29 protein-coding genes are annotated in these 24,460 nt (G+C 60.4%); 21 read left to right on the forward strand and 8 right to left on the reverse strand.

From position 1 onward, the window contains the following. Positions 1-33 precede the first annotated feature (33 nt). The 11 genes from rpoZ (at position 34) to QTA57_RS07070 (ending at position 8,516) form a co-directional block, all read left to right on the forward strand. Positions 34-387, forward strand: coding sequence for a DNA-directed RNA polymerase subunit omega (gene rpoZ, locus QTA57_RS07020; protein WP_145214811.1), 354 nt, complete (start codon positions 34-36; stop codon positions 385-387). Between the two features lie 28 nt (positions 388-415). Then, the gene (locus QTA57_RS07025; protein WP_290154264.1) at positions 416-2,539 is read left to right on the forward strand and encodes a RelA/SpoT family protein; all 2,124 of its coding nucleotides are present in this window, start codon (positions 416-418) and stop codon (positions 2,537-2,539) included. Positions 2,540-2,566: 27 nt separating this feature from the next. After that, positions 2,567-3,211 carry a DUF2062 domain-containing protein gene (locus tag QTA57_RS07030; protein WP_145214817.1) on the forward strand — a complete coding sequence of 215 codons (645 nt, stop codon included), beginning with the start codon at positions 2,567-2,569 and terminating at the stop codon, positions 3,209-3,211. Between the two features lie 24 nt (positions 3,212-3,235). Then, the gene (locus QTA57_RS07035; RefSeq protein ID WP_290154265.1) at positions 3,236-3,979 is read left to right on the forward strand and encodes a pyridoxine 5'-phosphate synthase; all 744 of its coding nucleotides are present in this window, start codon (positions 3,236-3,238) and stop codon (positions 3,977-3,979) included. After that, complete coding sequence (locus tag QTA57_RS07040; RefSeq protein WP_171560466.1) at positions 3,976-4,593, forward strand: LysE family translocator; 618 nt, start codon at positions 3,976-3,978, stop codon at positions 4,591-4,593. The genes QTA57_RS07035 and QTA57_RS07040 overlap by 4 nt, the downstream gene beginning before the upstream one ends. A gap of 21 nt (positions 4,594-4,614) precedes the next feature. Continuing rightward, the gene (locus QTA57_RS07045; RefSeq protein ID WP_290154266.1) at positions 4,615-5,250 is read left to right on the forward strand and encodes a LysE family transporter; all 636 of its coding nucleotides are present in this window, start codon (positions 4,615-4,617) and stop codon (positions 5,248-5,250) included. Further along, on the forward strand, positions 5,247-5,696 hold the full coding sequence (acpS, locus tag QTA57_RS07050; RefSeq protein ID WP_290154268.1) for a holo-ACP synthase: 450 nt from the start codon (positions 5,247-5,249) through the stop codon (positions 5,694-5,696). The genes QTA57_RS07045 and acpS overlap by 4 nt, the downstream gene beginning before the upstream one ends. Positions 5,697-5,760: 64 nt before the next feature. Continuing rightward, complete coding sequence (gene lepB / locus QTA57_RS07055) at positions 5,761-6,546, forward strand: signal peptidase I (RefSeq protein WP_171560474.1); 786 nt, start codon at positions 5,761-5,763, stop codon at positions 6,544-6,546. Beyond that, positions 6,543-7,226: a ribonuclease III gene (rnc, locus tag QTA57_RS07060; protein WP_171560477.1), complete on the forward strand. Its 684-nt coding sequence runs from the start codon at positions 6,543-6,545 to the stop codon at positions 7,224-7,226. Before lepB ends, rnc begins: the two co-directional genes overlap by 4 nt. A 55-nt stretch (positions 7,227-7,281) precedes the next feature. Further along, positions 7,282-8,187 carry a GTPase Era gene (era, locus tag QTA57_RS07065; protein ID WP_290154269.1) on the forward strand — a complete coding sequence of 302 codons (906 nt, stop codon included), beginning with the start codon at positions 7,282-7,284 and terminating at the stop codon, positions 8,185-8,187. Further along, positions 8,184-8,516, forward strand: a complete 333-nt coding sequence (locus QTA57_RS07070; RefSeq protein ID WP_290154271.1) for a DUF1491 family protein — start codon at positions 8,184-8,186, stop codon at positions 8,514-8,516. The genes era and QTA57_RS07070 overlap by 4 nt, the downstream gene beginning before the upstream one ends. Here QTA57_RS07070 and QTA57_RS07075 read toward each other — a convergent pair. Then, complete coding sequence (locus QTA57_RS07075; protein ID WP_290154272.1) at positions 8,513-9,034, reverse strand: Pr6Pr family membrane protein; 522 nt, start codon at positions 9,032-9,034, stop codon at positions 8,513-8,515. The two genes, QTA57_RS07070 and QTA57_RS07075, sit on opposite strands and share 4 nt — an antisense overlap. Before the next feature lie 156 nt (positions 9,035-9,190). Here QTA57_RS07075 and recO point away from each other — a divergent pair, with 156 nt between their 5' ends. Continuing rightward, a complete protein-coding gene (gene recO, locus QTA57_RS07080) occupies positions 9,191-9,919 on the forward strand; it encodes a DNA repair protein RecO (protein WP_290154815.1) in 729 nt (242 codons plus the stop codon). On the opposite strand, the gene QTA57_RS07085 is transcribed toward recO, so the two are convergent. The 4 genes from QTA57_RS07085 to QTA57_RS07100 all read right to left on the reverse strand — a co-directional run bounded on the left by QTA57_RS07085 (position 9,904) and on the right by QTA57_RS07100 (position 13,316). Next, positions 9,904-10,296: an META domain-containing protein gene (locus QTA57_RS07085; protein ID WP_290154273.1), complete on the reverse strand. Its 393-nt coding sequence runs from the start codon at positions 10,294-10,296 to the stop codon at positions 9,904-9,906. The genes recO and QTA57_RS07085 overlap by 16 nt on opposite strands. 107 nt (positions 10,297-10,403) lie before the next feature. Then, positions 10,404-11,027, reverse strand: coding sequence for a hypothetical protein (locus tag QTA57_RS07090; protein WP_290154274.1), 624 nt, complete (start codon positions 11,025-11,027; stop codon positions 10,404-10,406). A gap of 134 nt (positions 11,028-11,161) precedes the next feature. Continuing rightward, positions 11,162-11,521 (reverse strand): hypothetical protein, encoded by a 360-nt coding sequence (locus QTA57_RS07095; protein WP_290154275.1) that lies wholly within the window; start codon positions 11,519-11,521, stop codon positions 11,162-11,164. Between the two features lie 103 nt (positions 11,522-11,624). After that, a complete protein-coding gene (locus QTA57_RS07100) occupies positions 11,625-13,316 on the reverse strand; it encodes an acyl-CoA dehydrogenase family protein (protein ID WP_290154277.1) in 1,692 nt (563 codons plus the stop codon). 155 nt (positions 13,317-13,471) lie between these two features. Here QTA57_RS07100 and QTA57_RS07105 point away from each other — a divergent pair, with 155 nt between their 5' ends. Together QTA57_RS07105 and QTA57_RS07110 are read left to right on the forward strand one after the other, a co-directional pair. After that, positions 13,472-14,242, forward strand: a complete 771-nt coding sequence (locus QTA57_RS07105) for a sulfite exporter TauE/SafE family protein (RefSeq protein WP_171560495.1) — start codon at positions 13,472-13,474, stop codon at positions 14,240-14,242. A gap of 25 nt (positions 14,243-14,267) precedes the next feature. Beyond that, complete coding sequence (locus tag QTA57_RS07110; protein WP_290154278.1) at positions 14,268-15,323, forward strand: TauD/TfdA family dioxygenase; 1,056 nt, start codon at positions 14,268-14,270, stop codon at positions 15,321-15,323. Here the strand turns inward: QTA57_RS07110 and QTA57_RS07115 are convergent. After that, the gene (locus QTA57_RS07115; protein WP_290154279.1) at positions 15,320-15,862 is read right to left on the reverse strand and encodes a DUF3859 domain-containing protein; all 543 of its coding nucleotides are present in this window, start codon (positions 15,860-15,862) and stop codon (positions 15,320-15,322) included. The two genes, QTA57_RS07110 and QTA57_RS07115, sit on opposite strands and share 4 nt — an antisense overlap. Next, positions 15,862-17,460 (reverse strand): phosphoenolpyruvate carboxykinase, encoded by a 1,599-nt coding sequence (locus QTA57_RS07120; protein WP_290154281.1) that lies wholly within the window; start codon positions 17,458-17,460, stop codon positions 15,862-15,864. Before QTA57_RS07120 ends, QTA57_RS07115 begins: the two co-directional genes overlap by 1 nt. Positions 17,461-17,763: 303 nt before the next feature. Here QTA57_RS07120 and QTA57_RS07125 point away from each other — a divergent pair, with 303 nt between their 5' ends. The 7 genes from QTA57_RS07125 to QTA57_RS07155 all read left to right on the forward strand — a co-directional run bounded on the left by QTA57_RS07125 (position 17,764) and on the right by QTA57_RS07155 (position 23,260). Then, positions 17,764-18,465: a response regulator transcription factor gene (locus tag QTA57_RS07125; protein WP_145214869.1), complete on the forward strand. Its 702-nt coding sequence runs from the start codon at positions 17,764-17,766 to the stop codon at positions 18,463-18,465. 24 nt (positions 18,466-18,489) lie between these two features. After that, entirely contained in the window at positions 18,490-20,196 is a 1,707-nt protein-coding gene (locus QTA57_RS07130) for a sensor histidine kinase (protein ID WP_290154282.1), read from the forward strand. 3 nt (positions 20,197-20,199) lie between these two features. Beyond that, positions 20,200-20,682, forward strand: coding sequence for an HPr kinase/phosphorylase (locus QTA57_RS07135; RefSeq protein ID WP_290154283.1), 483 nt, complete (start codon positions 20,200-20,202; stop codon positions 20,680-20,682). A 34-nt stretch (positions 20,683-20,716) separates the two neighbouring features. Then, entirely contained in the window at positions 20,717-21,640 is a 924-nt protein-coding gene (gene rapZ, locus QTA57_RS07140) for an RNase adapter RapZ (RefSeq protein ID WP_290154284.1), read from the forward strand. Between the two features lie 16 nt (positions 21,641-21,656). Next, entirely contained in the window at positions 21,657-22,049 is a 393-nt protein-coding gene (locus QTA57_RS07145; RefSeq protein WP_145214881.1) for a PTS sugar transporter subunit IIA, read from the forward strand. Then, positions 22,046-22,327 carry an HPr family phosphocarrier protein gene (locus QTA57_RS07150; protein WP_145214883.1) on the forward strand — a complete coding sequence of 94 codons (282 nt, stop codon included), beginning with the start codon at positions 22,046-22,048 and terminating at the stop codon, positions 22,325-22,327. Before QTA57_RS07145 ends, QTA57_RS07150 begins: the two co-directional genes overlap by 4 nt. 102 nt (positions 22,328-22,429) lie before the next feature. Next, the gene (locus tag QTA57_RS07155; protein WP_171560590.1) at positions 22,430-23,260 is read left to right on the forward strand and encodes a lysophospholipid acyltransferase family protein; all 831 of its coding nucleotides are present in this window, start codon (positions 22,430-22,432) and stop codon (positions 23,258-23,260) included. A gap of 36 nt (positions 23,261-23,296) precedes the next feature. On the opposite strand, the gene QTA57_RS07160 is transcribed toward QTA57_RS07155, so the two are convergent. After that, positions 23,297-24,172: a 3-hydroxybutyryl-CoA dehydrogenase gene (locus QTA57_RS07160; RefSeq protein WP_290154285.1), complete on the reverse strand. Its 876-nt coding sequence runs from the start codon at positions 24,170-24,172 to the stop codon at positions 23,297-23,299. Positions 24,173-24,460 lie beyond the last annotated feature (288 nt).

Genomic DNA, 24,460 nt, shown 5'->3' on the forward strand with positions numbered 1-24,460 from the left:
ACCCTCCCGAAACAGGATGCTGGAGTTTCTTGAATGGCCCGCGTGACGGTTGAAGACTGCGTTGACAAGGTTCCGAACCGGTTTGAACTGGTGATGCTCGCCTCGCATCGCGCCCGCGAGATTTCTGCGGGCAGCCCGCTGACCATCGACCGGGACAACGACAAGAACCCGGTTGTGAGCCTGCGCGAGATCGCCGACGAAACTCAGAGCGCCGATGATCTGCGTGAGCGGCTGATCGAAAGCCATCAGACCCAGATCGAGGTGGACGAGCCCGAAGAAGACGCCATGGCGCTCTTGCAGGGTGTGGAGCAAGACAAGCCAGCTCAGGACGATATGTCCGAAGAGCAAATGCTGCGTGCTTTGATGGAAGCGCAGGGTCAGAAGTAATCGGGACGCCGGCGCGGATGGAGGATCGATGATCGACGCCTCTGACCTGCTCAGCCTGGTCAAGAATTACAATCCGAAATGCAATGAGGCGCTCTTGCTGGGCGCCTATGACTATGCGCGCGCCATGCATGAGGGGCAGACGCGGCATTCCGGTGAGCCCTATTTCACGCACCCCGTGGCGGTTGCTGCGATTCTGACCGAGCAGCGGTTGGATGACGCCACGATTGCCACCGCGCTTCTGCATGACACGATCGAAGATACCAAGGGCACGTATTCCGAGATTGTCGATCTCTTTGGCAAAGACGTGGCCGAATTGGTCGACGGGGTCACCAAGCTGACCAATCTGGAACTGTCGAACCGCGAGAGCAAACAGGCGGAGAATTTCCGCAAGCTCTTTATGGCCATGTCCAAGGACATGCGAGTGATCTTGGTGAAGCTCGCCGACCGTCTGCATAATATGCGGACGATCCGGCATATGCCGCAGGAAAAACAGGCCAAGAAGGCCCGCGAGACCATGGACATCTTCGCGCCACTTGCCGGGCGGATGGGGATGCACTGGATGCGCGAGGAGTTGGAAGACTTGGCCTTCCGCGTGCTCAACCCGGAGGCCCGCAACTCGATCATTCGGCGATTTTTGACGCTGCAGAAGGAATCGGGCGATGTGATCCCGAAAATCACCGACGATATTGAGACGGTGATGGAGAAACACGGCGTGACCGGCGAGGTGTTTGGCCGGGCGAAAAAGCCATTTTCGATCTGGCGGAAGATGCAGGAGAAAGAGCTCGCCTTCTCGCGGCTTTCTGACATCTATGGGTTCCGTGTGATCACCGAGACTGAGGATGATTGCTACCGTATTTTGGGGGCGATCCATCAGCGTTGGCGTTCGGTGCCGGGGCGATTCAAGGACTATATCAGCCAGCCGAAATCGAACGGCTATCGCTCGATCCACACCACCGTGTCGGGCCGCGATGGCAAACGGGTCGAAGTGCAAATTCGGACCCGGCAGATGCATGATGTAGCCGAATCCGGGGTGGCGGCGCATTGGTCTTATCGCGATGGTGTGCGGGCCGAGAACCCGTTTGCCGTCGATCCGGCAAAATGGCTGGCGAACCTGACCGAGCGGTTCGAAATGGCCGAGGATCATGACGAGTTCCTGGAACATGTGAAGCTCGAGATGTATTCCGACCAGGTGTTCTGTTTCACGCCCAAGGGCGATGTGGTGAAACTCCCCAAAGGCGCGACGCCGCTTGATTTCGCCTATTCGATCCACACACGGATCGGCCACTCCTGCGTTGGGGCCAAGGTCGACGGGATTCGCGTGCCGCTCTGGACGCGGCTTAAAAACGGCCAGTCGGTGGAGATCATCACGGCAGAGGGGCAGACGCCGCAAGCGACCTGGATCGACATCGCGGTGACCGGCAAAGCCAAGGCTGCGATCCGCCGCTCTCTGCGGGAGGAAGATCGTGGGCGCTATATCAAGCTGGGCCAAGAACTGGCGCGGGTCGCGTTTGAGCATGTGAACAAGAAGGCCACCGACAAGGCGCTGGCGACCGCGGCCAAAACCCTGGGGCTCGACAGCGGCGATGAGCTTCTGGCCCGGATCGGCAGTGCTGAGTTGTCTGCGCGTGATGTGGTGGCCGCACTTTATCCCGAGTTGCTGACCGAGGGGGAGACGGGCGACGTTGATGCGCGCCGCGCGGTGATCGGCCTGCCGCCGGGATCGATGATCCACCGGGCGCAATGCTGTCAGGCCGTGCCGGGAGAGCGGATCGTCGGCATCACCTATCAAGGGCGTGGCCCGGTGGTGCACGCGATTGATTGCCCGGCCTTGGCGGATTTGGATGATCAACCGGACCGCTGGATTGACCTACATTGGACCGAAGGTCGCCACGCCCCTGTCCATAATGTGACTGTAGATGTCACACTCAGCAATGATAATGGCGTGTTGGGACGCATCTGCACATTGATCGGTGAGCAGAACGCAAATATCTCAGACCTACATTTCATTGATCGAAAACCAGATTTTTACCGTCTGCTGATCGACTTGGATGTGAGAGACGCCGAACATCTTCACGCGGTGATGATGGCGGTCGAGGCCGATAGCGATGTGGCCACCTTGGAGCGGTACCGAGCCTTGGAGCGCCGCCCCTAAGCTGGCCCAGATGGGAGGAGACCAGGCTTGGTCTTCAAGCGACGCGATAACCGCCCCTGGGGGCAAGTCGTGGCCGAGTGGATTTATCCGCGCGGTGGCTGGGCGCGTGCCTTCCAATATATCAAACATCGGCTGCGGCGGTTGCCGGGCACGCCTGAGACCATTGCGCGCGGCATTTTTGCCGGTGCGTTCACGGTCTTCTCGCCATTTTACGGGCTGCATTTCGTGGTTGCGGCCGTCCTGGCCAAGCTGATGCGCGGCAATATATTGGCCGCGTTGCTCGCGACCTTTATCGGCAACCCGCTGACCTATATCCCAATCGGGATCATCTCGCTGCAAACCGGGCATTTCCTTCTGGGCAGTCAGTTGCGCAGTGATGTCGAGGGCAATCTCTTCGTCAAATTCTCGCGGGCCGCGGGTGACCTTTGGCACAATTTCGTGGCGATTTTCACACCCGCCCAAGCGCATTGGCATGAGCTTGGCGTCTTCTATCGCGACGTATTTTTTCCCTACATGATCGGCGGCATCATCCCGGGGCTGATCTGCGGCGCCGTCTGCTACTATCTCAGCGTTCCGGTGATCCGCGCCTATCAGAAACGCCGCGCGGCCAAGCTGCGCAAGAAAATGAAAAAGCTGCGGGAACAGACTGGCGCCGAGGCGGCAAAGCAGTAGGTTGGACCCGAAAGGGGACGGCAGATGGCAGAGCGACTCAGGCTAGGGGTAAATATCGACCATGTGGCGACGCTTCGGAATGCACGGGGCGGTGCGCTGCCCGATCCGGTGCGCGCGGCCATGGCGGCGCAAGGGGCAGGGGCCGATGGCATCACCGCACATCTGCGCGAAGATCGCCGCCATATCCGCGACGAGGATATCGAGGCGATCCTGAAGGCCATTGAGATCCCGCTGAATTTCGAGATGGCCGCCACCGATGAGATGCAAACCATTGCCCTTCGGCACCGTCCGCATGCGGCCTGTATCGTGCCCGAACGGCGCGAGGAGCGCACCACAGAGGGTGGGCTTGAAGTGGCCGGTGACCAGAACAAGCTGGCCGATTTCATCGGGCCGCTCTCGGAGGCTGGGTGCCGCGTGTCGCTGTTCATCGCGCCCGACCCGGTGCAGATTGAGGCCGCGCATCGCATTGGTGCGCCCGTCATTGAGCTGCATACAGGGGCCTATTGCGATTTTGACGCAGAGGGTGATATCGCCGAGCGGGATGCGGAGTTTGCCCGCCTGCGCGACGCCGCGATCCAAGCCGATGATCTCGGGCTTGAGGTCCATATGGGCCATGGGTTGAATTATACCAATGTGACACCTGTCGCAGCTCTGCCCCAGGTGAAAGAGTTGAATATCGGCCATTTCCTGATTGGCGAGGCGGTCTTTGTCGGCCTGCCTGCTGCCCTTGCGGAAATGCGGCGGTTGATGGATGAGGCGCGGGCATGAGCGGGCTCGAACTGCTTATTGTTCTCGCCGCTTGGGGGATTGGCGCGGGCAGCCCCGGCCCTGCAACATTGACTATTGCGGGCACGGCGATGGATCGCGGGCGTCGCGACGGCATGCTGACCGGGTTGGGTGTTCTGGCCGGGTCGTCCTTCTGGGGGCTTGCCGCGATGTTTGGGATGAGCGCTCTGATGCTGAGCAATGGCTGGATCGTTGAGGTCTTGCGCTATCTGGGCGCGGGCTATCTCCTTTATCTGGCGCTGAAGTCTCTCCGCTCGGCGATCACGGCGGCGCCATTGATCGCAACTGGAGGCCGGACGGGCCTGCCGCCTTTTCTCAAGGGGCTTTTCGTGCACCTGACCAATCCGAAGCCGATTTTTGGATGGGGTGCTGTGTTTGCGGTTCTCGTGCCACCCGGGTCAGACTTCACCGCGTTGATCACAATCTACCTCTCGCTGGTGAGCGTCTCAGGCGTGATTTTCGTCGGGTATGGCGCACTCTTCGCCGCTGGCGGCGTGATGCGGGTCTATCAGCGGATGAAGCGCGGCTTCGAGTTGGTCTTTGCGGCGTTGTTTGGGGCGGCGGCGTTGAAGATTCTGACGACGCGGCTGACCTGACGGCGGCGTTGCGGAGGCATGATGACCGATCCCACATTGCTTGCGGCAATAACCAGCGTGGCCACTTTTGTTTTTGCGGCGGGCTCGCCCGGCCCGGCAACCCTGGCGGTGTCAGCAACAGCAATGGCAGGCGGGCGCGCGCGCGGCATGGCCTTGGCGGCTGGATTGACCTTCGGGCTGGCCTTTTGGGGCGGTGTTGTGGCTTTGGGCTTTGGCGCATTGGTCGCCGAAAGCGCAGCCATTCTGACGGTTTTGAAACTGATCGGTGCGGGCTATCTCCTCTATCTTGCTATCGGATCGGGCCGAGCCGCCCTCCGCCCGGCCAAGCAAGAGAGTTTGGCCCCGCTTGAGGAGCCTGCGGGTCGTCTCATGCGGCGTGGCCTGTTCCTTAATCTGAGCAATCCGAAAGCGGTCCTGGCCTGGGTCGCCGCGCTTGCATTAGGTACTGAGGCAGCATCGACCAGCGTGGTTTCAGTTCTCATCGTTGTGATCTGCGCTATGCTCGGCGGCGTCATTTACATCGGCTATGCCACGCTCTTTTCACTTGCTCCGGTCATGGCTTGGTACCAACGGTTCCGCCGCTGGATCGAAGGGGTGTTCGCGGCTCTCTTCGCTGGTGCGGCCCTGCGGCTCTTGGTTTGGCGGGGGGCGGAATGATCCTTGGTATCGGCACGGACCTAGCAAATATCGAGCGGATTCAGGGCACGCTCGATCGGTTCGGCGATCGGTTCCGAAACCGGGTTTTTACCGAGATCGAACAGAAACGTGCCGAGCGGATGCCGGATCCGGCTGCTGTCTATGCCAAACGATGGGCGGCGAAGGAGGCGTGTTCCAAGGCGCTTGGCACTGGGTTGCGCATGGGGATTGCCTGGAAAGACATGGCGGTCACCAATTTGCGGACCGGTCAGCCGGTGATGCATGTCACGGGCTGGGCCAAGGAGCGGCTGGATCAGATGACGCCCGAGGGTCATGAGGCCATCCTCCATGTGACGCTTACCGATGATCACCCTTGGGCGCAGGCCTTTGTGGTGATCGAGGCTGTGCCCGAGGGGCAGGTGCCCACCCACCCGCCGATGCCCCGGCCCAGGCGTCCGCTTGCTTGACACCGGCCAGGGCAACGCTCATGACACGCGGGACCAAGGAACGGCCCTAAACGAGGCAGGATAAATGGCGGCAGAGGCAAAGAAAGATGGCATCTGGGAAACGGTGAAGACCGTGGTCTATGCCCTGTTGATCGCGGGCGTCTTCCGTACGCTGTTCTTCCAACCGTTCTGGATTCCGTCCGGTTCGATGAAAGACACGCTTCTGATCGGCGATTTCCTGTTCGTCAATAAAATGGCCTATGGCTATTCGCAGCATTCCTGCCCGTTCTCCATGTGCCCGTTTGAGGGGCGGATCTTCGGGTCTGAGCCGGAGCGGGGCGACGTGGTTGTTTTCCGCCATCCGGTCAACGGCAGCGATTTCATCAAGCGCGTCATCGGGCTGCCGGGCGACACGGTGCAGATGCGCAATGGCGTGCTGTATGTGAATGGCGAGGTGGCGCGGCTCGAGCCGGAAGACCCGTTTTCCGAACTGTTTGAGCAGCAGGGCCCGATTGGCCATGTGCCGCGCTGTTCCAATGCGCCGGTCGGGCAAGGCGGTGAATGTTTGAAAGAGCGCTTCACCGAGGCGCTGCCAAGCGGTCCGACCCATTCGGTGCTCAATATCGAGGACGGGACGCGCGGCGACGACACGCCGCTTTTCACCGTTCCCGAAGGGCATTTCTTCGCCATGGGCGACAACCGTGACAACAGCCTCGACAGTCGTTTCCCGCAATCGGTGGGCGGGGTCGGCATGGTGCCGATGGAAAATCTGATCGGTCGGGCGGATCGGGTGATGTTCTCGTCGGCCGGGCGGCGGATGGTCTATTTCTGGACCTGGCGCTCGGACAGATTCTTCCGGGCGATCGAGTGAAACTGTCGAAGGATCTCAGCGCGTTTTGCGACCGTTTGGGGCATGTGTTTGACGACCCCGCGCTCTTGATCCGCGCGCTGACCCATTCGTCGCTCTCGACCGAGACACGGCCCGACAATCAGCGTTTGGAGTTCCTGGGTGATCGGGTTTTGGGTCTGGTGATGGCCGAGGCGGTTCTTGCGCAGGACCCGACAGCGCCCGAGGGGACCTTGGCCCCACGGTTCAACGCCTTGGTGCGCAAGGAAACCTGCGCCGATGTCGCCCGCGAGATCGATCTTGGCGCAGTTTTAAAGCTTGGCAAATCCGAGCAGATGACCGGCGGTCGGCGCAAAAACGCGCTTCTGGGTGACGCGATGGAAGCGGTGATTGCGGCGGTCTATGAAGACGCCGGTTTCGATGCGGCGCGTGCCCTGGTTCTGCGCCTGTGGGGCGATCGGGTGGCCGAAGTTGATGCGGATGCGCGGGACGCGAAGACGGCTTTGCAAGAATGGGCGCAAGCCCGGGGGCAAACACCGCCGAGCTATGTCGAGATTGGTCGAAGCGGCCCGGATCACGCTCCGGTGTTCACCATCGAGGCGCGGTTGCAATCGGGCGAAAGCGCCCGGGCCGAGGCGCGTGCCAAACGTCAGGCCGAGCAGGCGGCGGCTGCGGCCCTGATGAGCCGTATGGGCGCGTCGTGAGGGTCGCGTCCGGGGGCCGCGCCGAACCCCGACCGCGTAGATTGAGGAAAGATACATGACCAAACGCGCCGGATTTGTTGCTTTGATTGGTGAACCCAATGCGGGCAAGTCGACGTTGCTGAACCGGATGGTTGGGGCAAAGGTCTCGATCGTGACCCATAAGGTTCAGACCACGCGCGCGCGCATCCGCGGTGTGGCGATGGCAGGCGAGAGCCAGATTGTCTTTGTCGATACGCCCGGCCTGTTCCGCCCGCGCAGACGACTGGACCGTGCCATGGTGGCCGCGGCCTGGTCGGGCGCCGCAGATGCGGATGTGGTCGTGCTTCTGATCGAGGCGCATCGCGGGCTAACCGACGGTGTCCAGGCTATTCTCGATGGCTTGTCCGAGCGGGCCGAGGGCCGCCGGGTGGCGCTGGCGATCAACAAGATTGATCGGGTGAAGGCAGAAGTGCTTCTGGCGTTGACCGAGAAAATGAATGCGGCCTTCGCGTTTGAGAAGACCTTTTTGATTTCCGCCGAGAAGGGTCACGGCGTTGAGGACTTGCGCGAGTGGCTGGCCGAGGTGGTACCCGAGGGCCCGTGGCTTTATCCCGAGGATCAAATTGCCGATCTGCCGATGCGGATGATTGCAGCTGAGATGACGCGGGAGAAGCTGACCCTGCGCTTGCATCAGGAACTGCCCTATCAACTCACCGTGGAGACCGAGAGCTGGGAGGAGCGCAAAGACGGCTCCGCCCGGATTGAGCAGATCATCTATGTCGCGCGCGATGGTCATAAGGGCATTGTGCTGGGCAACAAGGGCGAGACGATCAAGAGTGTCAGCAAGGCCGCGCGGGAGGAGTTGGAAGAGTTCCTAGGCCGCCGTGTGCATCTGTTTTTGCAAGTGAAGGTTCGGCCCAATTGGCTGGACGAGGCCGAGCGCTATTCTGAGATGGGCCTGGATTTCAAGGACGGCGCATGACCCCCCGGCTAACGGCGGAGTTCTGGGTACAGGCCTATCTGGCCCGGCTCAGACTGGCCGACATCCCCGCTTTTGTGACCACCAAGGGCGATCTGACCGCGGGTGCCGTTTTGGTGAAGCTAAACCCGCTCAACGGCCAGGCGTGGGCCTTTCAACGTAGCTTCGATCTGATGACCGGCGAACGTGCCTGGGTCACGCTGGCCGAGGGTGCGGAGGCGGATGTCGACGCCGCGATTGAGCGGCAGAAGAGCTTCGACCCTGATCTTTGGGTGATCGAGGTCGAAGATCGCGCCGGGCGGCATCTGCTCGAAGAAGAGGGCCTGGCCTAGCGCCGCGTTGCCTTTGCGATCCCGATCATCACGGCGCCCGTGGCTAGGATCGCCAGCAGGAGGCCAAACAGATTGAGCGCAACTTGCCCAAAGCCCAACTCGATCGGATTGAGGAAGGGGTATGGGTACATCCCGTCCAACGCCCCGCGGATCAGGACATAGACCGTATAAATCGCGGGCCAGATCGCGAAGGCCGGAAGGTTGCGCAGCGACAAGGTGGATTTGGGCGCATAGGCCAGCCACCAAACACCCAGCCCCAAAGGTACGGCGCTATGCAACGCCTGATCGGTCCAGAAATGCAGACCTTGCGGGTTCCAGAGATGGGCCAAAAGCAAGTGATAGACCGCGCCGACCAAAACCACTGACGCGGTCAGCGCAGCCAGCCAAACGGGGCGAACCGGTCCGCGTCCCAGGGTGAGACTGCCAAGGGTAAGGACGACCAAAGCATTGGTCAGGTTGGTGAAATACCTTGGCATCTCCCACAACGTTGCGGCGAGAGAGGTGTCGCTAAGTTCCATCAAAACCGGTGTCTGCAAGATCAAAGCGGCCAAAGCCACCAGTGCGATCAGGGCGGCGCATCCTCGGGCTAGTCTGCTGGTGTGGATTGGGTGCGCGTAAAGTGCCACGGCGGCGCGGTGATGGACAACCGCCGCGCCGCGTGGAAGATGATCCGCATGGAATGGCGTGACCAAGGTGTTTTGTTGGCGGTCCGGCCGCATGGCGAAAATGCCGCGATCATCGAGATGTTTACGCCCGAGCGCGGGCGCTATGCGGGCGTGGTGCGCGGCGGGGCGTCGCGCCGGATGACGCCGATCCTGCAACCGGGCACGCAGCTCGATGTGACTTGGCGGGCGCGGCTTGAGGCGCATCTGGGGGCCTTTACGGTCGAACCGTTGAAAACCCGCGCCGCTGAGGCGCTGGCGGATCGGGTGGCGCTGGCTGGCCTTGCGTCGGTTTGTGCGCTTTTGTCTTTCACCTTGCCCGAACGCGCGCCGCATCCGGCGCTTTATGCCCGGTCTATCGCGTTGCTTGATGGGTTGGGCGCCGAGAACTGGGCGCAGGCCTATCTTGGTTGGGAAATGGCGCTGTTGGAGGAGATGGGGTTTGCTCTCGATCTGTCCTCTTGCGCTGTCACGGGGACCCGGGATGGTTTGGCGTATGTCTCGCCCCGAACCGGTCGCGCGGTGAGTGCGGCGGGGGCGGGGGATTGGGTGGATCGGCTATTGCCTCTGCCCGCATGCCTCTTGCAATCAGGCCCGGCTAGCCGGGAAGAGATTGACCAAGGTCTGCGCCTCACTGGGCATTTCTTGGAACATCATTTGGCCCCGGCGCTTGGTGACAAACCCATGCCTGCCGCGCGGCAACGCTTGGTTGACCTGATCGCACGTCACTCCAACGTTTGACGGGCAAAGACCAGCTCTTCCCCCGACTCGTTGGATAGGATGAGGACATCCCCCGCGACCTCCGCCAAGCTCATGGATTGCAACAGAGACAGATAGCGATGTTCGGCATCCAATGCGGCGCAGGCCCTGCGGGTCACTGCCAGAGGGCCGGTCTCAAACCAGGGATAAGGGACGCTTTGGGGGCCGCTATAGCGGTTGCAGGGCGCTTGGCCGGAAATCTGACCCTGCTCGGTCAAATCTAAGGTCACGCCCTCCGGCGCGGGGTCACCGGCCATCTCGGTCAGACGCCAGATACCCCCCGCATAACCAGAGACGGTTTCGTCTTGGCAGGCCGCCAGAAGGAGGGATAGCCCGATGAGGGGGGCGAGGCGGATCATCGGGGCAGATTGGAGCAGATCCCCCCGATCTTCAAGAAACGGGTTGGCGGCGGAATTTCCAGCCGGCAAGATTTATCCGGAATTATCCTTCTTGGGATAAATAGCGATCATGTAAAATCTCGGTCGGGCCGTGCCAAAACCCAAGCTTTGAGAAGCGGATCGCTCAGATGCCAATGCCCTTGCCAATTGTCGATGAGATGGCGCTGGGCCAAGGCTTTTTGCGCCTTTTGGCGTTGCGAAGTCGTGAAGCTCGCGCCGGTTAACGCCTTCAGAAAGTCATGGCCCCGCTGCCCGGTCGGCTGCGGTACGTCCTCGGCCAGCAGTCTCAGCATCGCGCGTTGGATCGGGCTGAGGTCGAGCCAGGTCCGATCATACCCGCCGGTTTCCGCCATTTGCTGTGTCACCTGCGCGCGGGCGGCGGCATCATCGAACCCATTCAGGGGGAGGGCGTTCAGCCAGATTTGGAACATCAACGGGTTGCGGTCGAAATCCTCAAAGGCGGCCTGCGCGGTCTCCGCCGCGACCCGCCCGCGATAGGTTTCGTGAAACGCTTTGAGTTGCTGCGTGACAAAGGCATCCGGCAAGGGCGGCAAAGTGATCTCAGTCGCGAAGTTGAAAAATGGCGCGTCGCGTTGCGAGAAGACTCGTTTCAGCCCCGATTGCGACGAGCCGGTAAACACGACCGATAGCCCGGTTTTGCGTTTGTCGAGCGCGGTGCGGAGCGCGGCCATGATCGCATTGGCTTCCGGCGCGTGCAGGATCTCCTGAAATTCATCAAACAGCAGGATCGTCGGGTGTTTCTGGTTGCTCAGTTTCTCGCAATACTGATCCAGCAGCAGAAGATGATCCTCAGGCGCTTTACCTTTCAGATCGCTGAGGTCGATCTCGATCTCCCCCGGCGGCTGGGGTCGCGGAGGCGCAGTTTCGGAGAGAGGGCCAATGTGCCTCGGGCCAGCCTTGTGGTGATTGGGTCGGCGCGGATCGCTTGATCCAATTCGTAAAGCAGGATCGCCAGTGGCGAGGTCGGCATCTGCCAGAAGGAGGCATAGGCGACTTTGTGGCCGTACATCTCGGCCCGTGGCGCGAGATCATATTGCAGGAACTGGGTTTTGCCGATCCTGCGGGGTCCGAAGAGTGAGATCGCCTGCACCGGGCCGCTGACCAGCATGGTGAAGACCGTGTCGAGGAAATCGGTGCGGGTGTAGTGCCAATGCGATTTGGTCATTATCCAAGACTATCACAGATCGGATAGTTATCCAAATGTGGATAGTCCTGGATAACGCAGACCCGCTGGGACGGGGAAGGCGGGCCGATTGCCCGCCCAGATGTCAGCCGAGCAAACGCCGCGCGATGACTTGCGCCTGTATCTCCGCCGCACCTTCGAAGATGTTGAGAATTCGGGCGTCACACAGGATTCGGCTGACTTTATATTCCAGCGCAAAGCCATTGCCGCCATGGATTTGCAGCGCATTATCCGCAGCGGCCCAGGCCACGCGCGCGCCAAGCAGTTTCGCCATCCCAGCCTCCAGGTCGCAGCGGCGGCCTTCGTCTTTCTCCGCCGCGCTGAAATAAGTGAGCTGCCGCGCGATCATGATCTCCACCGCCATCATCGCCAGTTTCGAGGCAACGCGCGGGAAGGCGATCAGCGATTTGCCGAATTGCTTGCGGTCCTCGGCATATTGCAGGCCCACATCCAGCGCCGATTGTGCCACACCAATGGCCCGCGCGGCGGTCTGAATCCGAGCGCTCTCAAAGGTCTCCATCAGGTGTTTGAAACCCATGCCTTCCTCGCCGCCCAGGAGGTTCTCGCCCTTCACATGGAAATTGTCGAAACCAAGCTCGTATTCCTTCATCCCGCGATAACCAAGCACCTCAATCTCGCCGCCGGTCATGCCCTCGGTTGGGAAGGGGTTTGCGTCATCACCCGGCGTCTTTTCTGCCAGGAACATGCTGAGGCCCTTGTAATTGCTGGTCTCCGGATCGGTCCGGGCCAGAAGCGTCATCACATGGGTCCGTGCCGCATGGGTGATCCAGGTCTTGTTGCCAGTGACGCGGTAATCATCGCCCTCTTTCACGGCGCGCGTGCGCAAGCTGCCGAGGTCGGAGCCGGTATTGGGTTCGGTGAACACCGCAGTCGGTAGGGTCTCCGCGCTGGCGATTTGCGGCAGCCATTTGGCTTTCTGCGCGTCGGTGCCGCCGGTCAGGATCAGTTCAGCCGCGATCTCCGATCGTGTGCCAAGTGAACCGACGCCAATATAGCCGCGCGACAGCTCCTCCGAGACCACGCACATCGAGGCTTTCGACAGGCCGAACCCGCCGTATTCCTCGGGGATGGTCAGGCCGAAAACGCCCATCTCGGCCAATTCTTCGATCACTTCGATCGGGATCAACTCATCGTTGAGGTGCCAATCATGGGCGAAGGGCTCGACCTTCTCGACCGCGTAGCGCCGGAATTGCTCGCGGATCATCTCAAGCTCATCGTCCAGACCGGTCGCGCCAAGGGTTATATTCGCGGCTTGCTCTTGCATCAGTTCGACCAGGCGCAGACGTGCCGCCTGGGTGTTGCCGGACTGGCAAAGCAACATGACCGAGGGCGCCATCATGCCGCGCTGATCGTCCTGAGTGAGCCCCAGGTCTTGCATCCGCAGAATCTCCCCCTGAGACATCGGGATGCCGCCATAAATCTGCCAGAGATACTCACCAAACGCGATCTGATGGATCAGTGCCTCGGTCTCGCCGAATTGCCCCTCTGCCGAGAGCTTATGGGCCCAACCCTGCATCTGACGCAGCGATTCCACATAGGTTGCCAGCCACGCCAATCCATGCGCCGCAGTCTGATGCGCTTCAAGCGCCGCGCCAGACACGCGACCCTCCGCGCTGACCAACTCCCGCACCCGATCCGTGGCGGTTGCCAGAAGCGCCTCAACCGGCGGAATGGCCTCGCCTGTTAGGGTCAAGAGATCGGGCAGAAGCACGGTTTGGGTCGCATTCTCGGTCATCGGCTGTCCATCATCTGGCATGGGTCTCTCCGGTCGCATCGGGTCTGCGTTGGAATTAGGCATTTTGCAGATGCAGCGCAAGAAAAATACAACATATACACGCAAAAAGACCGAAAATGTCTCACTTGTTTTGCGCTGCAGCAACGCGATAGGAAGGACAGGAAGGGGACACAGATATGCAAGAGACGTTGAACCTGATGCCGCTTTGGGCCTTCTTGGCGGCTTTGGGTGTGACCTTTGTGGCCGGATTCGTCAAAGGGGCGGTTGGGTTTGCGATGCCTTTGGTGATGATCTCGGGCCTTTCGCTCTTTCTCGAGCCGCAATTGGCCATCGCGGGCATCGTCTTGCCGATTGTGATGACGAATTTCCAACAGGTGATGCGGTTCGGCCTGGCCGAAGCCAAGGCCGTGGTGCTCGAATACCGGCGCTACATTCTGATTGTCTGCGTGATGATCCTGGTGGTGGCGCAATTCGTCACCATCATCCCGACGCAGGTGATGTACCTGGTTCTCGGCATCCCGGTGGTCGGCCTGTCGCTGATCCAACTCTTTGGCGTCCGCTTCCATATCCCGCAGAACCGACGGCTCGCGGCGGAATGGGGCGTGGGCCTTTTCGCGGGCGGGCTCGGCGGATTGACCGGCACCTGGGGGCCGCCGACGGTGCTCTATCTCATCGCTTTGGAGACCCCGAAAGCCAAGCAGATGTTGGTGCAGGGCGTGGTTTATGGTCTGGGCGCGGTCAGCCTCTTTCTCGGGCATTTACAGTCGGGCGTTTTGAACACGGTGACGGCACCGTTTTCCGCCGCTCTGCTTATTCCGGCCTTTCTGGGGATGCAGGTTGGGTTTTGGTTGAGCGACCGGCTTGATGCGAATCTGTTCCGCAAGGCGACCCTGATCGTGTTGGTGGTGGCCGGCGCCAATCTGGTGCGGCGCGGGATCATGGGCTAGCGTCGCCCCTGGGGAGGGTGATGTGATGATCCGTTTGGAAGATATGCCGAAGCGGTTGGAGGGGCCTGCTGCCTGGCTCGGCGCGGAGATGGCCGCAGCGCCGGAGCGCTGGCTTGTCGAACTCTCGCCGGAGGACATTGCCGATCTTGAACAGGCGGCGGCGCATTTCCTGGCGCTCGGGCGCGATGTGGGGGAGATCACCGCCGCCGCATTCCCCCTCGGTCCCTTTGCAGATCATCTTGCTGCGCTGAAAGAGAAACTGCTCCACGGGGTTGGCGTCGAAGTTCTGCGTGGTCTGCCGGTCGCGCGCTATGATCAACGCATGGCTGCAACGATCTTCTGCGGGATCGGTGCGCATTTGGGCTCGGCTCGGTCACAAAATGCGGCAGGGCATATTCTCGGCCATGTGCGCAATACCGGGGCCGACGCGAATGATCCAAATGTGCGGATCTACCAGACGGCGGCACGGCAAAGCTTCCATACGGACAGTGCCGATTGCGTCGGTCTGCTCTGCCTGAATGCGGCGAAAGAGGGCGGTCTGTCGCTGCTCGTGAGTGCCGAAAGCATCTATAACCGGATGCGCGCCGAGCGGCCCGACCTCTTGCTCCGCCTCTTCGAGCCGATTGCCACCGACCGGCGCGGCGAGGTGCCCGAGGGTGCGAAGCCCTATATGGAAATCCCGCCGCTCTCTTGGCACGCAGGAAAGCTCACTGTGTTTTATCAGCGGCAATATATCGACTCCGCCCAACGGTTTGAGGGTGCGCTGCGGCTGACACCGGATCATGTGGCCGCACTTGATATGTTCGATGCCCTGGCCAATGACCCGAAGCTGAATTTCGGAATGCAGTTGGAACCGGGCGACATGCAATTTGTCTATAACCACAGCCAATTGCATGACCGGACCGGCTTCACCGATTGGCCCGAGCCGGCGCGACGGCGGCATCTCTTTCGGCTTTGGCTATCCCTGCCAGACGACCGCCCATTGCCGCCGGTCTTCGCGGAGCGTTATGGATCGCTTGAGATCGGCGCGCGGGGCGGGATCATCACGGCGGAAACACGGCTCCACGCGCCTTTGGACTAAGACAGTGCACCGCCCATGCAGGTGATCACCATGTTTGGGAGGGCGGAGCCTGGCACCACTTCGAAGGCGATGTGATAAAGCTGCTCGCCCTCATAGCTGGCACTAAAGGTCCATTCGCCATGGACCTGCTCTTCCGGTAGCTCGAAGCTGAACCCCATCAAGCTCTGACTGTCACTTTCGATGGTGGTGATCCATTGCTCCACCTCGATACCGCTGTCGGGGAAAGGTGGGTGCGTGACGGTCACGATCACCGGCTCCAAGGTTTCGCCGGGATGCGGCTCAACGATGACGCCGAAACCGATGCCGATATCGTCCGGCACAACCAATTGCCGCCATCGCAGCACCGGAATCTCCGCAACGAGATTGATGATACCCGAGGCGGTTCCCGGTGCCTCTTCCACGATATCCGGCGTTTCGGCGCAATAAATGCCGTAATCAAGCGTGGCGAGGCCTAGCCCGACCTGTGGGTTCGCCAGCACCAGCCCGGGGACAAGCGCCGCAAGAACGGCGAAGGGTCGGATCAACGACCCCAAGCGCATCACGAGATCGCCGCCGCTTTCACATCGTCGTCGATGAACGGCACATATTGCGCGAAATTGTCGGCAAACATCTGAACCAGCTTCGCGGCCTGGACGTCGTATTCTTCGTTGACCGACCAGGTACGGCGTGGATCAAGCAGCACCTCGGCCACGCCCGGCGCGCTGATCGGCACTTCGAAGCCGAAATTCGGATCGCGGCGGAAGGCGCCCTTGTTCAACGTACCGTCCAGCGCGGCAGAGAGCAGCGCCCGCGTGGCCCGGATCGGCATGCGCGAGCCGGTGCCATAAGCGCCACCGGTCCAGCCTGTATTGACCAGCCAGCAGGTGGCAGCATGTTGATCGATCTTCTCGCGCAACAGATTGCCGTATACTTCGGGGCGGCGCGGCATGAAGGGTGCGCCGAAGCAGGTAGAGAAGGTCGGTTCCGGTTCGGTCACACCTCGCTCGGTGCCCGCGACCTTGGAGGTGAACCCTGACAGGAAGTGATACATCGCCTGCGCCGGGGTCAGTCGCGCAATCGGCGGCAGCACGCCAAACGCATCGCAGGTGAGCATGATGATGTTGTTCGGCTGCCCACCCCGCGCCGTGTCCGAGGCGTTCGAGATGTAATGTAGCGGATAGGCGCAACGCATGTTGGCCGTCAGACTGTCATCCTCGAAATCCAACTCGAACGTGTCCGGATCATGGACCATATTTTCAATGACTGTGCCGAAGGTTTTCGTCGTGGCGTAGATCTCCGGCTCGGCTTCGGGGTTCAGACTGATTGTCTTGGCGTAGCAGCCGCCCTCGAAATTGAAGATGCCGGTCTCCGACCAGCCATGTTCATCATCACCGATCAAGGTGCGCGACGGATCGGCGGACAGCGTTGTCTTGCCGGTGCCGCTTAGGCCGAAGAAGACGGCGGAATCCGCCGGATCGCCAATCGCATGATTGGCGGAGCAATGCATCGGCATCACCCCTTTGCCCGGCAGTATGTAGTTGAGCAGGGTGAAAACAGATTTCTTGTTCTCCCCGGCATAGGCAGTGCCGCCGATCAGGATGATTTTCTTTTCGAAATTTAGCGCGATGACCGTCTCGCTCCGGCAGCCGTGGCGCGCTGGATCGGCTTGGAAGCTGGGGCAGTTGATGATGGTGAATTCCGGCACGAACGTGTCGAGTTCCGCTGCTTCGGGTCGACGCAGCAAATGACGGATGAACAGCCCATGCCAGGCGAGTTCGGTCACAACGCGGACGTCCAGACGGTGTGCCGGATCAGCGCCGCCATAGAGGTCTTGGACGAAATACTCGCCGCCCTTCATATGGGTCAGCATGTCGGCGTGCAAAACGTCGAACGCCTCAGGTGCCATCGGCGCGTTGTTCTCCCACCAGATCGTATCTTCGACGCTTGGCGTGCGGACGACGAATTTATCCTTGGGCGACCGGCCTGTGTGTTTGCCGGTTGTCACAAGAAAGGTGCCGCCCTGGCCCAATGCGCCCTCGTCGCGTTTCAGCGCCGCTTCGATCAGCGCGGGCTCCAGCAGGTTATAATAGACCGTGCCCAGCCCGGTGATGCCTTGCTGGTCCAGCGTTTCAGCTGGGTTCACGCGTCCAATTGTCATTAGCTAGCTCCTTGCCCGGATCAGCCCGGTCCCAGGGTGGAAATCCCGCATCGGGTTAGGCGTCGGCCTTCCGATGCGAGGCCCGTATAACATGACGTTTTTGCGTATGAACAGGACGCAAGAGCACAGTTAGCGCAACCAAAGCGAAACATTTTTGCATCAATCGGGCGGCTTTCGTGCCGAAAAGGCCCTGGTTGATGCGAATCAACGGAGCGATTCGCAAGTTAAAGATTGATTCTAAAGCGGGAAAACCCGACAATAAGGAAAAAATAAGGCAAACCGAGCAGTAATAAGGATGACAGCATGTCACGGATCGCACTTGTCGATGACGACAGGAATATCCTGACCTCCGTTTCCATGACCCTTGAGGCAGAAGGGTTTGAGGTTGAAACATACAATGATGGTCAGAGCGCGCTTGATGCGTTTACCCGGCGGATGCCGGAACTGGCCGTTCTCGACATTAAGATGCCCCGGATGGACGGCATGGACCTGCTTCAGCGTCTGCGCCAGAAGTCCAAGGTGCCGGTGATTTTTCTCACCTCGAAAGATGACGAGATTGACGAGTTGATGGGCCTGCGCATGGGGGCCGACGACTACGTCAAGAAACCGTTCTCGCAGCGCTTGTTGGTGGAGCGCATTCGCTCGATCCTGCGACGGCAGGACGCCATCGCCTCCGATGCCACCGATACGCCGGAGGAGAGCCAAGTGCTGACCCGCGGCGAGTTGTCGATGGACCCGCTTCGTCACGCGGTGACCTGGAAAGGCAAAGACGTGTCGCTGACGGTGACTGAGTTCTTGCTACTTCAGGCTTTGGCGCAACGGCCCGGGTTCGTGAAGTCACGCGATCAACTGATGGACGTGGCGTATGACGAACAGGTTTATGTGGATGATCGGACCATCGACAGCCATATCAAACGCCTGCGCAAGAAGATGCGCCAGGCCGATAATGATTTCTCGGCCATCGAAACACTGTACGGCATCGGCTACCGGTACAACGAAGAGTAGATGACTCTGGCTTCGGACCTCTCCATGACCAACCGCCGGGCACGTGACCGGGCCGATATCGTGTTGGGTGAAGATTGGGATCGACCGCAAGGCGCGGTCGAAGCCGAACTGCGGGCAGCACGGCAACGGCGCGGCTGGTTCACATTGAATCGGTCGCCGCTGGCCCGGAAGATTATCATCTTCAACCTGTTGGCCATCGTTATTTTGGTCGCCGGTGTGCTCTATCTCAACCCGTTCCGTGACAGCCTTGTGCTACAGCGTGAACGCGCGCTCGCCCTCGAGGCGCAGTTGGTTGCAGATGTCTTCGAAGCCAGCCTACCGCGCAACGCGCCGACCGATCTGATCACGGGTGATGGGATCGATCCGCAAGAAGTTCTGTCGCGCGTCGGCCTGACCCAAGGCGTTAATGTCTTTGTTTATGCTCCATCGGGTGTCTTGGTCGCCTCGACCGATACCGTCGCCCGAAATCCGGTGCGTCCGATACAAGGGTTGGATGAAGGCCAAGGCCGCACGTTGTTGGTCACAAATTTCCTGAACGCGGTTTGGGAAGGGATTGCGGCCGTCCTTTCGGGCAGAGAGATGCCCGAGACCGTGATCGATCAAGAGGAAATGGCCCGCGTGTTGTTGAATGACGCGTTGCGGGGCGGCACGGTCATTCGGCGGGGCACCAATCTGGGGGGCACGGTCTATACTGCCGCCACCCCGATCCAAGGCAACACCGGGATGGTTGGCGTTTTGGCGATGACCACAGCCGCGGGCGAGATTGATCAGCTCGTGCGGGTGGAGCGGGAGCAGCTTTTGCAGATGTTCCTCATCGCGCTCTTGGTTTCCTTCGGTTTGGGTCTGGTCTTGGCCTCGACCATCGCCAACCCGCTGTCCGACCTCTCCGCAGCGGCTGAGTTGGGTAGAGATAAAAATGCCCGCAAAATGAGCCCGACCCGCGTACGTATCCCTGACCTGACGGGTCGGCCTGACGAGATTGGGCGGTTGTCGGGTGCGCTACGTGGCATGGTCGGCGCGCTTTACGATCGGATTGATAGCAACGAACAATTCGCTGCTGACGTGTCCCACGAGATCAAAAACCCGCTCGCATCTCTGCAATCCGCTGTGGGCACCATGCGGGTTGCCCGGACCGAAGATCAACGCAATCGCCTGCTTGAGGTCATCGAACATGACGTGAAGCGGCTTGACCGATTGGTGAGCGATATCTCCAACGCCTCGCGGCTTGATAGTGAGCTGGTGAAGGAGGAGGAGGAAGAATTCGATCTTGTGCGGATGTTGGGCAATCTGAGCACATATCATCGCGAAGAAGCCGATAAAATCGATGTGGATTTCATTGCAGACTTGCCCGACGAACCGATCGTGATCAACGGTCTAGAGGCCCGGCTCGCGCAGGTCTTCGTCAACCTGATCGGCAATGCGATCTCGTTCTGCGAAGCTGGGGATGCCGTCCGCCTTTGGGCGCGAAAGCGGCAAAATCGGGTGTTGATCGTGGTCGAAGATACCGGCCCCGGTATCCCGGAAGAGGCGCTGACCAAAGTGTTCAATCGGTTCTATTCCGAGCGCCCGGTGCAGCAATTCGGCGATCATTCGGGCCTTGGCCTGGCGATTTCAAAGCAGATTGTTGAGGCCCATGGCGGCGTGATCTGGGCCGAAAACATCCGCCCCACAGACGCCGAGGTCACCTCCGAGCCGCTTGGCGCCCGTTTCGTGGTTGGTCTCCCGGTCTGATCGATGGAGGCGGGCGCAAGCGATCCGCTCATCCGCCCGCTGGAAGAGTTCGGGACAACGTTTGGCACGCATCTCCATTGCCACGGGTCTGCGGTGAGTTTTGATGGGCAGGGGCTCTTGCTGCTCGGCGCATCTGGCACCGGAAAATCCGCTTTGGCCTTGTCTCTGATGGCGCATGGCGCACGGCTATTTGCCGATGATGGCGTGCGATTGACGGCCGAAGATGGAAGGCTTCTGATGCATCGGCCCGATACGACGCCGCCTTTGATCGAGGCGCGGAACGTCGGCCTTCTCGCTGCCACGCTCGCCCCGGGTCCGCTACCGCTGCGGCTGGCGGTTGATTTGGATCGGCCCGAACCGGCCCGCTTGCCGCCGCGGCACGAGGTCGCTTGGGCGGGGGCAACGGCGGAGTTGATACAAGGCGCGGGTCAGTCCACGCTTTGGGCGGTGCTGATCCAATATCTGCGCGGCGGGCGCGTGGAATGACCCAGACACCACAACCCCCACGAGGCCAAAACCAATGATCGACCCCGACCCCACCCGTTCTGACAGTGCCGCGCCCACCGGCGAGGATGGCACCCGGGTCGTTTTCGTCTCCGGCCCTTCGGGGGCGGGGCGTTCGACGGCGATTCGTGCCCTGGAGGATTTAGGCTTTGAAGCGATCGATAATCTGCCGCTCAGCTTGCTGCCCCGGCTTCTCGAAGGCCCGCCGATCACCCGTCCCCTGGCGTTGGGAACGGATACACGCAACCGTGATTACAGCGCCCAAGCTTTGATTGCGGCGGTTGACCGCCTCTCTTCCGACCCAGATATCCTCGCCGATTTGGTCTATCTCGACTGCGCAGCGGATGTGCTCGAGCGCCGATATTCCGAGACTCGCCGTCGCCACCCTTTGGCGCCCGAAGATCAGCCGATGCTGGGGATTGCGCTGGAGCAAGACCTCCTGGCCCCGGTACGCGCTCGCGCGGGCATCTTGATCGACACCTCCGAGATGACACCCCATGACCTCAGGGCGGAGATTAACCGCTGGTTCACGGCAGGCGGCCAGCAAAACCTAGCGCTTTCGGTGCAATCCTTTTCCTACAAGCGCGGTCTGCCGACCGGGGCGGACCTGGTGTTTGATTGCCGCTTTCTGCGCAATCCGTATTGGGAAGACCGCCTGCGCGTGCTTGATGGTCGCGATCCGGCAGTGGCCGGGTATATCGCCGAGGATCCCCGCTTTCCGGCTTTCGCCGCCCAGGTGACGCAACTGATCGAAACCCTGCTTCCCGCCTATCGCGAAGAGGGCAAGAGCCATCTCACGGTTGCGTTCGGCTGTACCGGCGGGCAACACCGATCCGTCGCAATGGCCGAAAATCTGAGCGCCCATCTTGCGCGCGCCGGGTGGCAGGTGTCTAAAAGACATCGGGAATTGGAGAGGCGAGGCGTGGTTCAAACGCCATGAGCCGGGAAGAGCACAGTTGATCGGTATCGTTATCGTCGCACATGGGGGCCTGGCACGGGAGCTGATGAAAGCGACCGAGCATGTGGTGGGCCAACAGCCGGAGATGATCGCGATCCCCATCGGGGCCGATGACGACCGCGCCAGTCGCACGCGCGAGATTTGTGACGCCGCCGATCAGGTCGATACCGGAGACGGTGTCGTCGTGGTGACCGACATGTATGGCGGTTCCCCCTCGAACCTGTCGCTCAGGGCGTGCCGCCCGCAGAACCGCAAAATCCTGACCGGCGTCAATCTGCCCATGCTGATAAAGCTGGCCAAATCCCGTCATCTACCGGTAGAGCTTGCCGTCAGTCGCGCGGCGGAGGCCGGTCGGCGCTATATTGACAGCTTCGACGGAGCGCCGGAATGACAGCAGAACCCGTGATCCGTGATCTGGAGATCGTGAATGTTAAAGGCTTACATGCCCGGGCTTCCGCCAAATTTGTTGAGGTGGTAGAAGACTTTGATGCTCAAGCGACAGTGCGGCGCGATGGGCTAAGTGCCGCCGGAGATTCGATTATGGGGCTTTTAATGTTGGCAGCTTCGCTTGGAACCTCTATTGAGGTCGAGACATCTGGCACGGATGCAGAAGCGTTGGCTGATGCGTTGGAGGCTCTGGTGGCCGACAAGTTTGGCGAAGGCAACTGACCCCGTGTCGAGGGTAGCCCGAGGGGACAGGGTGCGTTGACGGATATCACCACGCCCAGTGTGAAACCTAGAAACCGACCTGTGGATCGGCAATCGCCTGCTATGTATGACCGGCGTAGCCTGACCTATGCCAACAGTTTCGACACGGTCTGGACGCAGCACACGATCAAAGCCATCGAATGGATGACGGGCAAAATCCCGATCATCCGTCGGGTGCGGCAGTTCGAACGCCAAGGCGCCCCGGTTGGGCAGGCGTTTTGGCCCGCAACAATGAAAGCCATGGGCATCGATCTGCAAACCCCGCAGGCGCAGCTTGACCACATTCCAACCGATGGCCCTGTCGTGTTTGTCGCCAATCACCCGCACGGGTTGGTTGATGGGATGATTTTGGCCGATTTGATTGGCCGCCGCCGGACGGATTACCGCATTCTCAGCCGGTCGATCCTGACCGGGATCGACGAAAGCGCGGCCAGCTATATGATTGCGGTGCCGTTCCCGCACGAGCCCGAAGCACAGAGCAAAATGATCGAAATGCGTGGCCGCGCCATGGATCATCTGGCGCAAAACGGACTCATTGCACTGTTCCCATCCGGCGTCGTGGCGACATCCGAGACGATGTTTGGCCCGGCGATTGAGGCGGAGTGGAATGTATTCACTGCCAAGATGATCCGGAAATCCGGCGCGACCATCGTGCCGTGCTTCTTTCAGGGAGCAAACTCCCGCTGGTATCAGATAGCCAATCGGATCTCGCCGGTGTTGCGCCAGGGCTTGCTGATCCACGAGGTGGTGCATTCGTTCGACAAGCCGCAAGCGCCAATCATTGGCAGACCGCTCACGCCTAAGGATTGGGAGCCGCGTATTGGCAACCCGCGGCAATTTATGGCCTGGTTGCGCGAACACACTCTGTCTCTGAAAGACAATCCCGACGCCTGACATTAAGGATCGTGCAGGTGTCTTTCGTCGAAACGCTCAGCGTGTCGGCACAGGGGTGTCACCGCGATAATCGTAGAACCCACGCTCGGTCTTACGTCCAAGCCAACCGGCTTCGACATATTTCGTGAGCAGGGGGCAGGGCCGATACTTCGTATCCGCCAGCCCGTCATGCAGCACATTCATGATCGCCAGGCAGGTGTCGAGCCCGATAAAATCCGCCAATTCCAGCGGCCCCATAGGATGGTTTGCGCCCAGTTTCATGGAACTGTCGATGGATTGAACCGATCCGACCCCCTCATAAAGCGTATAGACCGCCTCGTTGATCATCGGCATCAAGATGCGATTGACGATGAAGGCGGGGAAGTCTTCGGCGGTCGCAGCCGTTTTGCCAAGCTTATCAACCACTGCTTTGCAGGCTTTGAACGTCTCTTCATCGGTGGCGATCCCGCGGATCAACTCCACCAGTTGCATTACCGGCACCGGGTTCATGAAATGGAATCCCATGAATTTCTCGGGCCGGTCGGTCCGGCTGGCCAGACGCGTGATTGAGATCGAAGACGTGTTCGAAGTCAGAATTGTATCTGGCTTCAGATGCGGCAGCAGGTCTTCAAAAATGGCCTGTTTGACGGTCTCACGTTCGGTTGCGGCCTCGATGATCAAATCCGACGGACCCAACTCCTTGAGAACAAGGGTCGTCGAAATCCGTTCCATCGCGGCGGCCTTGTCGTCAGCGCTGATCTTTTCACGGCTCACCTGCCGATCAAGATTGCGGTCGACCAGGGCCACAGCCTTATCCAGCATATCTTGGGAAATATCATTCAGAACAACGTCATAGCCTGCAAGCGCACAGACATGGGCGATGCCGTTGCCCATCTGCCCCGCGCCCACAATTCCGATCTTCTGAATATCCATGCTCGGCATCCTTTTGCGCCCGATTTCCGCCGCACCATAGGCCTCGCCAAGCCTCGCACACAAGGCCCAAGAGGCGCGGCAAATTCAGCGATAGACGAGGTTGTGGTGAACTCTGAAATCTAGCGCCTCGCGTGTGTGCAAAGCTTTGATTTGCACCGAACTTGGGGCCGCCATCCCGAAGGTGACTGTGACATTCGTGATCTGAGAGCCGATCCGCTGTCTGTGACTCATGAGACGCTAGAAGACATGGTCTCTGTCGGGTTGTCGTTAAGCATTTTGGCCACTGGC

The sequence above is a fragment of the Fontisubflavum oceani genome, from assembly GCF_030407165.1.
Classification (GTDB): Bacteria; Pseudomonadota; Alphaproteobacteria; order Rhodobacterales; family Rhodobacteraceae; genus Rhodophyticola; species Rhodophyticola oceani.